Raw genomic sequence first — 10,161 nt, 5'->3', positions numbered from 1 at the left:
TTCCGGGGGATCAAGGACAGCAGTCAGTTGTTGCCCGGTCATGGCGGTATCATGGATCGCATTGACAGCCTGACTGCCGCGATTCCCGTCTTTGCCCTGCTGATCACCCTGCTTGGCTGGCTGAACACAGGACGCCTGTTGTGACGTCACCCGTGGGTTCCACTGTTCAGTCCGGGGGCCAGGCGACCGGCAGCCAGACGGTTCATCGCAGAATGACCATTCTGGGGGCAACCGGCTCCATCGGACTGAATACTCTGGATGTGGTACGCCGGCACCCTGACCGGTTTTCGGTGTACGCGCTGACGGCCGCTACCCGGGTTGATGAGATGGCCGCGCTGTGCCGGGAATTCAGGCCGGCGCTGGCGGTGATGGCGGACGAGCAGGCGGCACAGCTGCTGGCAGAGCGGTTGTCGAATCAGCCGGAAACCCGTGTGCTGGCCGGTGAGCGCGGGTTGTGCGAGGTGGCAGCAGACCCGGCGGTCAATACGGTGATGGCCGCTATTGTCGGGGCGGCCGGCCTGGCACCGACCCTGGCGGCGGTAGACGCCGGCAAGCGGGTGCTGCTGGCCAACAAGGAAGCGCTGGTGATGTCGGGGCAGCTGTTCATGGACGCAGTCGCCCGCTCTGGCGCCGAGCTGTTGCCCATCGACAGTGAGCACAACGCCATCTTCCAGTGCCTGCCTTCGGGCCAGGTGCGGGATCTTCCCGGGGCCGGGGTGCGGCGTATTCTGCTGACGGCTTCCGGTGGCCCTTTTCGCAGTCACACCGCCGAACAGTTACGCACGGTAACCCCCGCCCAGGCTTGCAAGCACCCCAACTGGTCCATGGGTCAGAAGATTTCGGTAGATTCTGCCACTCTGATGAACAAGGGCCTGGAACTGATCGAGGCCTGCTGGCTGTTCAACACCACGCCGGATTGTATTGAAGTGCATGTGCACCCGGAGAGCATCATCCATTCCATGGTGGAATATGTCGATGGCTCGGTACTTGCCCAGCTGGGCAGCCCGGATATGCGCACCCCCATTGCCAACGGCATGGCCTGGCCAGATCGGGTTGAGGCCGGCGTTGATGCCCTCGACCTGTTTGCACTGGGCCGTTTCCACTTTGAACGTCCTGATCCCGTTCGTTTTCCCTGTTTGCGCCTGGCCGCCGAAGCCTTTGCCCGGGGCGGCACTGCTCCCACCGTGCTGAATGCGGCCAACGAGGCAGCGGTTGCAGCATTTCTTGAAGGTCATCTGTGTTTTGCCGATATCCCGGTTATCATAGAGCGTACGATGGAATCCTTGCCGGTCAGACCGGCACTGGATTTTGACGGGATTTTCGCGGCCGACCGCGAAGCCAGGGCTCAGGCCCTTGAGCTGATTCGCCAGGTGAGGGGCTAACGCCATGTTGCAGATCATTCAAAGTGTGTTGGCGCTGATTGTGACCCTGGGTATTCTGGTCACCATTCATGAGTTCGGGCACTTCTGGGTTGCCCGTCGTTGTGGCGTGCGGGTGCTCCGTTTTTCAGTGGGGTTTGGTAAGCCACTGTATTCCTGGTACGACCGCCGTGGCACCGAGTTTGCGGTGGCCGCCATTCCGCTGGGCGGCTACGTCAAAATGCTGGACGAGCGCGAGGCTCCGGTGCCGGAAGATCAGCGCCACGAGTCTTTCAATTCAAAGCCGCCCGGCCAACGAATTGCCATCGCCGCCGCCGGCCCTGCCGCCAACTTTCTGTTTGCCATTGCCGCCTACTGGCTGCTGAGTGTGGTCGGTTTTACCGCGGTTGCGCCGGTGGCCGGTCAGGTAACGCCTGAATCCATTGCGGATCGCATGGGGCTTGAATCCGGTATGGAGATCGTCGCCATTGACGATCATCGGATTACCTCCTGGCGGGATGTGAATATGCGCCTGCTGGAGCGGGCGGGGGAAACCGGTCAGGTCAGCTTCCGGGTTATTGACGGCCAGAGCGAGCGCATGCTGTCCGGCAGTCTGGGCGGCTGGCGGCTGCCCAACGATAATCCCAACCCGCTGCGGGAGTTCGGTTTTGAACCGCTGCGCCCACCGGTACCCGCCGTGCTGGGTGAGGTGGTTGGCGGCAGCCGGGCCGAGCAGGCAGGACTGCAGGTTGGCGACCGTATTGTCTCGGCAAATGGTGAGCCGGTGGCGGACTGGTTCGATCTGGTGACCCACATCCAGCAGGCTCCGGAGACCCCCATCGAGCTTGAACTGGAGCGTCAAGGTCGCAGCCAGTACCTGACCGTGGTGCCCGCATCAAGAGACGTGGATGGGGTCGTACAGGGTTATGTGGGAGCCGGGGTTCAGGCCATTACCTGGCCCGAGGAAATGATGCGGGATGTCCGGTTTGGGCCACTGGCGGCAATTCCCAATGCCATATCGGAAACCTGGTCGGATACACGGTTGACCCTGGTGGCAATTCAGAAGATGATCACCGGGCTCTTGTCGCCCACCAATCTCAGTGGGCCGATTACCATTGCCCGTGTGGCTGAAGCAAGTGTCAGCTCCGGCTTTGAGGATTTTATACGGTTTCTGGCTTACCTCAGCGTGAGTCTGGGCATTCTCAATCTGCTGCCCATCCCTGTGCTCGATGGCGGGCACATTGTGTATTACACAATAGAAGCCATTCGTCGCAAACCGCTGTCCGAGCAGGTTCAGGCCTTCGGATTACGAATTGGTATGGCGTTGGTTCTTACTTTAATGGTGTTCGCTCTTTACAACGACCTGATGCGGTTGTGAGAATTGCGGCTCTTTACGCGCACAAACAGGCGATTTAACTGAATGAGACGTTCTCTACTGGGTGCAGCCGTTGGTCTTGTACTGGCAGGACTGGGTGGCCAGACTGCGATTGCTCAGGGTACCGGAAATACCGGCCTGGCCAGCAATACCACCAGCAATACCGCCAGCAATACTGACAGCTTCGTGGTATCGGATATTGAGGTCGAGGGCCTTCAGCGGGTGTCTGCGGGTAATGTATTTTCGGCCTTTCCTCTGGATATCGGAGAAACCATCGACCAGCAAGCGCTTGGGGACGCCATTCGCACGCTGTTTCGCACCGGTTTGTTTACCGATATCGAGGTGAGCCGTGACGGTGGTGTGCTGGTGCTGACCGTGCAGGAGCGACCGGCCATTGCCTCCATTGATATCGAAGGCAACAAGAACATCGAAACCGATATGCTGACCCAGGCCCTCAGCGGTGCCGGTCTTGAGGAGGGTCAGGTATTCCGCCGGGCCACCCTTGAGCGTCTTGAACTGGAGATTCTTCGTTCCTACGTCGGCCAGGGCCGCTACAACGCCAGGGTTACGGCGACCGCCGAAGACCTGCCGCGAAACCGCGTGGCGATTCGACTGGATATCAGTGAAGGCGATGTGGCCGCCATTCGCCATATCAACATCGTTGGTAACGAGGCATTTTCAGACGATGAGTTACTGGATCTGTTCGAGCTGCGCACCAGTGGCTGGTGGAATTCCATAACCAGCAAGGACAAGTACGCCCGGGAACGTCTCAGTGGTGACCTTGAATCGCTGCGCTCCCACTATCTGAACGCGGGTTATCTGGATTTCGCCATAGAGTCCAGCCAGGTCTCCATATCGCCAGACAAGCAAGACGTGTTCGTGGCCATTTCGGTGAACGAAGGGCCCCAGTATACGATCTCTGACGTCAGTCTGCGGGGTAACCTGATTATTGACGAGAAGGAACTCAGGGCGCTCATCGAGATTGAAAGCGGTGATGTATTATCCCGGGCTGAGCTTACCGCAACGTCCGAGCGGCTGTCCCGCAGGCTTGGCCGTGAGGGCTACACCTTTGCCAACGTCAACGCCATTCCTGAGGCAGGCGAGAACAACACCGCCGCGATTACCTTCTTTGTGGAGCCTGGCAACCGGGCCTATGTGCGTCGCATCAACTTTGAAGGCAACGTCACCACCAAAGATGAAGTCCTGCGGCGTGAAATGACCCAGATGGAAGGGGGTGTTGCTTCCACCGACCAGATCGAGTTTTCCAAGACCCAGCTGGACCGGCTCGGCTTTTTCCGCAGCGTCGAGGTTGATACCTCGCCGGTTCCCGGCGCCAGCGATCTGGTGGATGTGACTTACCGGGTGGCAGAACAGCCCACCGGCAGCCTTTCAGCCTCTATCGGTTTCTCCCAGGTGTCGGGCATTATTCTGGGTGCCAACATCGCCGAAAATAACTTCTTTGGCACCGGCAAGCGGGTGTCCATTGGCGCCAATGTCAGTGACTCCATCAAGAGTGCCAATTTCTCCTACGACGATCCCTATTTTACGGTTGACGGTGTCAGCCGCGGGTTCAGTCTGTTTGCCCGGGAGACTGACTTTGAAGCCCAGGACATTTCCTCTTACCTGCTGGACGAATATGGCGGGCGCCTGACCTTTGGTTATCCGATCGATCGCTTTTCACGGCTGAATTTCGGCACAGGCTATACCCTGTCAAAAATCCGCGAAGGGGACTACACCGCGGATGAGGTGCTCAGCTTCATTGACGAGGAAGGCGACAGCTTTGGTAATATTTTCCTGACCGGTTCCTGGCGTCGCAGCACCCTTAACCGGGGTGTGTTGCCCACCAGCGGCAGCAGTAACTCGTTGTCGGCTGATATTGCGATTCCGGGCAGTGATCTGACCTTCTACAAGCTCAGATACCGTTCCAATGTCTATTGGCCGATGAATGAAAATGAAACCTGGGTACTACGGGCCCGGGGCGAAGTGGGCTATGGTGACGGTTATGGTGACCGTAATCAGATGCCGTTCTACGAGCATTTTTATGCCGGTGGTTATGGTTCCGTCAGGGGCTTTCGTGCCAACTCCCTGGGTAATCAGGTATCGAACCCGAGACCCTGGACGTCCCGGGATCTCGAACCCTTTGGTGGTAACCTGCTGACTGAAGGTGGTCTGGAGCTGATCTTCCCGACGCCCTTTGCTGGTGACAGCCAGACCATGCGGACCTCCTTTTTCCTGGATGCCGGTCAGGTGTTTGATACCGCCCGGGGTTACGATCCGGAACTGGGCGAGATCAGGGCCTCTGTGGGTATTGGCTTCCAGTGGGTGACTGTTGTTGGTCCGCTGGCCTTCAGCCTTGCCGCACCGCTCAACGACGAGAGCGGTGATGAAACGCAGGTCTTCCAGTTCTCGCTGGGCCAGAGCTTCTGATCAGTCCTGCCAGCGTGACGATTAAACTGGACAGGCCGGCGTTACGTCTGCCTTTCGTGCCGGGAACCGGTCCCGGCACAAGAACCATGGAGAATAAACTGATGTTGAAGCAACGATTGGTAACCCTGGGTAAACTGGCGATTCCGGTATGCCTTGCAATGATGGTCGCCCTGCCGGCTGCGGCCGAGTCGCGGATGGCGGTGGTTGACTTGCGCCAGGCACTGTTTTCATCGAACGAGGCACGCACCTTCAGTGAGCAACTGCAGCGGGAATTTGCCGCTTCCGAACAGGAAGTGCGAGCAGCCCAGGATGAAGCCCGTACCTTGCAGGAACGACTGCAAAAGGACGGCGCCATGATGAACGAGCGTGAGCGGGACAGGTTGAACGCCGAATTCCAGCAGAAAGTTCAGGAGTTCAATGGTCTGCGTCAGAACCTTGATCAGGAAGTAAACAGCCGCAAGCAGGCATTTCTGGAGAGTGCCCGCCCGGAAGTGGATGCAGCGGTAAAAGAGCTGATGAGCGAACACGATCTTGACGTGATTCTGCCGACCGAAGCGGTGGTCTATGTGAAGCCGGAGCTCAACCTGACTGAACAATTGCTGGAAAAGCTGAATCGCTGATATGAGTCGCAAAGCATACACACTGGGAGATATCGCCAGGGAATTGGGCGCCGAGTTACGTGGTGATCCGGCGCTGGCGATAACTGGCCTGGGGACCCTGACCTCAGCCGGGCCCTCTGACCTGACCTTTCTGTCGAACCCCCGTTATGCTGCTCAGCTGGCATCGACCCGGGCGGCAGCGGTGATTCTGTCGCCGAAGATGGCAGACAAGGCTGCAACCAGTGTGCTGATGCTGGACAATCCCTATCTGGGCTATGCCCGGATTAGCCATTGGTTTGATCGCTCGCCGGTGACATCCCCCGGTATTCATCCCACTGCCGTTGTCGATCCGTCAGCAATGGTGCCGGATTCGGTTCACCTGGGGCCTCATGTGGTGATTGGGGAACAGGTGGTGCTGGGCGAGCGGGTCGTGGTTGAAGCCGGTACGGTCATCGGTCCCCGCTGCCGGATTGGTGATGATACGGTTATCCGGCCACGGGTGACGCTGGTGCAGGACGTTACCATGGGCCAGCGCTGTTATATCCTCAGTGGCGCGGTGATTGCTTCTGACGGCTTTGGCTTCGCACCTGATCAGGGCGTGTGGCAGCGCATTGCCCAGATTGGTGGAGTAACGCTGGGTGATGATGTCGAAATAGGTGCCAATACCACCATCGACCGCGGGGCCCTTGAGGACACACGGCTTGGCAATGGCGTAAAAATCGACAACCTGGTGCAGATCGCCCACAACGTCAGTATCGGTGATCACAGTGCCATGGCGGGGCAGTCCGGTGTCGCCGGCAGCACCCGAGTGGGGCGTCACTGTGTATTCGGTGGCCAGTCTGGCGTCGGCGGGCACCTGGTCATTGGTGATGGCGTGCAGTTGACCGGGCAGGCGATGGTCACCAGCAGTATTTCAGAGCCGGGCGTGCATTCGTCGGGCACGGGTGTGATGCCCAATCGTGAGTGGCGCAAGAACGCCATCCGCTTTCGTCAGTTGGACGCCATGTCGCGTCGGCTGAAAGCACTGGAAAAGAAAACAGAGGGCTGAGGCCGAAGCTGATGATGAATATTGATGAGATTATGGGCTTCCTGCCCCACCGATACCCGTTCTTGCTGGTAGACCGTGTGGTAGAAGTGGAAAAGGGACAGCACATTTTCGGTTATAAAAATGTGAGCATTAATGAACCGTTTTTCAATGGTCACTTCCCCGGTCGGCCGATCATGCCGGGGGTGTTGATTATTGAAGCCATGGCTCAGGTGTCCGGCATACTGGGCTATGTCACCGCAGGTAAAACCAATGGTGATGGTTCCATTCACCTGTTGGCAGGCACCGGCAAGACCCGTTTCAAGCGGCCGGTGGTGCCCGGTGATCAGTTGAGACTTGAATCCCGCCTGATTTCCAGCAAGCATGGTATCTGGAAGTTCGATTGCCGCGCGCTGGTCGATGGTGACGTTGTCTGCGTGGCTGAAGTGATGTCCGCCGAGAGAGAGGCCTGATGGCTGAAGTAAACTGGACTGGTGTCCACCCCCAGGCAATCGTTGACCCGTCTGCCCGCCTGGCGGACGATGTCATCGTGGGGCCGTGGAGCTACATTGGCCCCGGGGTCGAGATCGGGGCGGGCACAGAAGTGCTGTCCCACGTAGTGATCAAGGGACCGACGGTGATTGGTCGTAACAACCGTATTTTCCAGTTCGCCAGTGTGGGCGAGGAATGCCAGGACAAGAAATACGCGGGCGAACCCACCCGGCTGGTAATCGGCGATAACAACATTATCCGCGAGAACTGCACCATTCACCGGGGCACGGTGCAGGACAAGGGCGTTACCCTTATCGGCAATCACAACCTGTTTATGGCCTACGTACACGTGGCCCACGACTGTGTGATTGGCAACAACACCATTCTCGCCAACTGTGCGACCCTGGCGGGCCATGTCAGGGTGGGTGACTGGGCCATTCTGGGTGGCGGCACCATGGTGCATCAGTTCTGCAAGATTGGTGAGCACAGCATGAGTGGCGGCGGCAGTATCGTGCTGAAGGACATACCGGCCTACGTGATGGCCAGCGGACAGTCGGCCTCACCTTATGGTATCAACGTGGAAGGCCTGCGGCGCCGGGGTTTCAGCAAGGATGCCTTGCTGGCACTGCGGCGGGCCTACAAGATTGTTTTCCGGCAGGGACTGACCTCCGAGCAGGCCATCGAAGAACTGGAAATCAGCTTTGGTACCCTCGCCGAGATGCGCCCGCTGATCGATTCGCTCCGCAATGCTGAGCGGGGCATTGTCCGATAGGGCCCCAGTGATGACTGCGACGGCCCAGGCCTCTGACGTATCTTCTGACCTTCGTTCCCACCCCGTCTCCGAAAAAGCCATTACGGCCTCCGTTCGCAGCCGGGCGCCGGTGACGGTGGCTATCGTTGCCGGTGAAGCCTCCGGCGATATTCTGGGGGCGGGCCTGATCCGCTCGCTGCGACTTCGTTATCCCCGGGCCCGGTTTGTGGGTATCGGTGGTGACGAAATGATCGCGGAAGGCTTTCATTCCCTGATTCCCATGGAACGGTTGTCGGTGATGGGCCTGGTGGAAGTGATCGGCCGCCTGCGTGAGCTGTTCCAGATCCGCGCCCGCCTGATGGACTATCTGCTGGCCACGCCGCCGGATGTGGTTATTGGTATTGATGCCCCGGACTTCACCCTGGGTGTGGAAGAACGCTGCCGTAAGGCGGGTATACCCACGGTGCATTATGTGAGTCCCTCCGTTTGGGCCTGGCGCCAGAAGCGTATCTTCCGCATTGCCCGCTCCGTTGATCACATGCTGACCCTGTTTCCCTTTGAAGCCCGGTTCTACGAGGAGCACCAGATTCCGGTGACGTTTGTGGGCCATCCGTTGGCCAACCGTATTCCGTTTGAAACCGATACCAGAGCCGCCAGAATCGATCTGGGCCTGAATCCTGATAAACCCGTGCTGGCCATTCTGCCCGGCAGTCGTGCCGGCGAGATCGAACGTCTGGGCGCCCTGTTCTTCGAGACCGCGTTGTTGCTGCAGGATAAACGGCCCGATCTGCAATTGATTGTGCCCTGCGTAAACGCCGAACGTGAGCGCCAGGTGAGGGCGCTGGCGGATGCCATGGCAGTGGCCTTGCCCCTGACCATTGTGCGGGGACGTTCGCGGGAGGTGATGGCATCCGCCGACGTGGTGGTGCTGGCGTCCGGCACCGCCACCCTGGAGGCTATGCTGCTCAAAAAGCCCATGGTGGTCAGTTACCGGGTGAGTCCGCTGACTTTTGCGCTGGTTTCACGCATCGTCAAGATTTCCCACGTGGCGCTGCCGAACCTGCTGGCCGGTGAAACCCTGGTGCCTGAGTTACTGCAGGACGACGCCACCCCGGAAGCACTATCCGCCGCGGTACTCGAGCGACTGGAGAATGAGACCGAACGGAGCCGCCTGCACCAGGCCTTCACCCGCCTGCATCTGGAACTGAAGCGTGACGCCGACGAGCGTGCTGCCGATGCCGTTGCCAACCTGATTGAGAGCCGTCGCCCATGAGCCTGCCACCCTTTACCTGTTCGTATCGGGGCTGGAAGCTGGCCGGCGTCGACGAAGTGGGCCGCGGTCCACTGGCGGGGCCGGTGGTGACGGCTGCGGTTATCCTGCATCCGGACCGGCCCATCGCCGGACTGGCTGACTCGAAAAAACTCACCGAGAAACGCCGGGAAGCACTGTTTGAGGAAATTACCACCAAAGCGGCGGCCTGGAGCCTTGGCCGCTGTGAGGTAGAGGAAATTGATCGCCTGAATATCTACCAGGCCACCTTGCTGGCCATGACCCGTGCGGTCGACGGCCTGTCCATCGCGCCGGAGTACGTGCTGGTGGACGGTAACCGCTGCCCCCGCTGGCACTGGCCTTCGGAACCCGTAGTCAAGGGTGACGGCCGGGTTGAGGCCATCAGCGCGGCCTCCATCATCGCCAAGGTGACCCGGGACCGGGAAATGGTGGCCATGGAGCAGCAGTACCCCGGCTACGGTCTGGCGGGGCACAAGGGTTACCCGGCCCCGGTCCATCTGGAAGCCCTTGGCCGCCTGGGTGTCACCCCCGCCCATCGCCGTTCCTTCCGCCCGGTACAGGAGGCATTGATGACCATTGGAGAGTGGTCCGCACCGGAAACCGAAGCCGCCACCAGCGAAATGATCTGGCCTGAGGATCTTTTTGAAAATACCCGTTGACAGCACCCCCGTGAGTCCTTAATATACGCCCCACGTTGAGCAGAGCAGCAAAGCAAAAGCACTGTGAAAACAAAAGCTTGACCAGAAGCTTTTGGCAAAAAGATTGAAGTGAAGATCTAAAAAGTTTGTTGCGGGGTGGAGCAGTCTGGTAGCTCGTCGGGCTCATAACCCGAAGGTCGTAGGTT

10 protein-coding genes are annotated in these 10,161 nt (G+C 59.2%); all 10 read left to right on the top strand.

Features of this window, described 5'->3' with window-relative positions:
* Window positions 1-144 (top strand): phosphatidate cytidylyltransferase (locus AAC035_RS13425; protein WP_339805000.1); only part of this gene is annotated, 144 nt, incomplete at its 5' end.
* Window positions 145-212: 68 nt separating this feature from the next.
* Window positions 213-1,382 carry a 1-deoxy-D-xylulose-5-phosphate reductoisomerase gene (ispC, locus tag AAC035_RS13420; RefSeq protein WP_339804998.1) on the top strand — a complete coding sequence of 390 codons (1,170 nt, stop codon included), beginning with the start codon at window positions 213-215 and terminating at the stop codon, window positions 1,380-1,382.
* A gap of 7 nt (window positions 1,383-1,389) precedes the next feature.
* Window positions 1,390-2,736 (top strand): RIP metalloprotease RseP, encoded by a 1,347-nt coding sequence (gene rseP, locus AAC035_RS13415; RefSeq protein WP_339804996.1) that lies wholly within the window; start codon window positions 1,390-1,392, stop codon window positions 2,734-2,736.
* Window positions 2,737-2,778: 42 nt separating this feature from the next.
* A complete protein-coding gene (gene bamA, locus AAC035_RS13410) occupies window positions 2,779-5,160 on the top strand; it encodes an outer membrane protein assembly factor BamA (protein ID WP_339804994.1) in 2,382 nt (793 codons plus the stop codon).
* Window positions 5,161-5,261: 101 nt separating this feature from the next.
* A complete protein-coding gene (locus AAC035_RS13405; RefSeq protein ID WP_339804992.1) occupies window positions 5,262-5,780 on the top strand; it encodes an OmpH family outer membrane protein in 519 nt (172 codons plus the stop codon).
* 1 nt (window position 5,781) lies between these two features.
* Complete coding sequence (gene lpxD, locus AAC035_RS13400; protein WP_339804990.1) at window positions 5,782-6,807, top strand: UDP-3-O-(3-hydroxymyristoyl)glucosamine N-acyltransferase; 1,026 nt, start codon at window positions 5,782-5,784, stop codon at window positions 6,805-6,807.
* Window positions 6,808-6,818: 11 nt separating this feature from the next.
* Window positions 6,819-7,256 (top strand): 3-hydroxyacyl-ACP dehydratase FabZ, encoded by a 438-nt coding sequence (gene fabZ / locus AAC035_RS13395; protein ID WP_339804988.1) that lies wholly within the window; start codon window positions 6,819-6,821, stop codon window positions 7,254-7,256.
* Entirely contained in the window at window positions 7,256-8,047 is a 792-nt protein-coding gene (gene lpxA / locus AAC035_RS13390; protein ID WP_339804986.1) for an acyl-ACP--UDP-N-acetylglucosamine O-acyltransferase, read from the top strand. The genes fabZ and lpxA overlap by 1 nt, the downstream gene beginning before the upstream one ends.
* Before the next feature lie 10 nt (window positions 8,048-8,057).
* The gene (lpxB, locus tag AAC035_RS13385; protein ID WP_339804984.1) at window positions 8,058-9,299 is read left to right on the top strand and encodes a lipid-A-disaccharide synthase; all 1,242 of its coding nucleotides are present in this window, start codon (window positions 8,058-8,060) and stop codon (window positions 9,297-9,299) included.
* Window positions 9,296-9,976, top strand: coding sequence for a ribonuclease HII (rnhB, locus tag AAC035_RS13380; RefSeq protein ID WP_339804983.1), 681 nt, complete (start codon window positions 9,296-9,298; stop codon window positions 9,974-9,976). Before lpxB ends, rnhB begins: the two co-directional genes overlap by 4 nt.
* Window positions 9,977-10,161: the final 185 nt, after the last annotated feature.

Source organism: uncultured Marinobacter sp. (assembly GCF_963974375.1).
GTDB lineage: Bacteria > Pseudomonadota > Gammaproteobacteria > Pseudomonadales > Oleiphilaceae > Marinobacter.
This window is presented reverse-complemented; position numbering and strand designations above follow the sequence as displayed.

Bases quoted from the DNA above. Each gene is read 5' to 3' on its own strand.
- ispC (WP_339804998.1), top strand. From the start codon at position 213: ATGACCATTCTGGGGGCAACCGGCTCCATCGGACTGAATACTCTGGAT.
- bamA (WP_339804994.1), top strand. From the start codon at position 2,779: ATGAGACGTTCTCTACTGGGTGCAGCCGTTGGTCTTGTACTGGCAGGA.
- AAC035_RS13405 (WP_339804992.1), top strand. From the start codon at position 5,262: ATGTTGAAGCAACGATTGGTAACCCTGGGTAAACTGGCGATTCCGGTA.
- lpxD (WP_339804990.1), top strand. From the start codon at position 5,782: ATGAGTCGCAAAGCATACACACTGGGAGATATCGCCAGGGAATTGGGC.
- fabZ (WP_339804988.1), top strand. From the start codon at position 6,819: ATGATGAATATTGATGAGATTATGGGCTTCCTGCCCCACCGATACCCG.
- lpxA (WP_339804986.1), top strand. From the start codon at position 7,256: ATGGCTGAAGTAAACTGGACTGGTGTCCACCCCCAGGCAATCGTTGAC.
- lpxB (WP_339804984.1), top strand. From the start codon at position 8,058: ATGACTGCGACGGCCCAGGCCTCTGACGTATCTTCTGACCTTCGTTCC.
- rnhB (WP_339804983.1), top strand. From the start codon at position 9,296: ATGAGCCTGCCACCCTTTACCTGTTCGTATCGGGGCTGGAAGCTGGCC.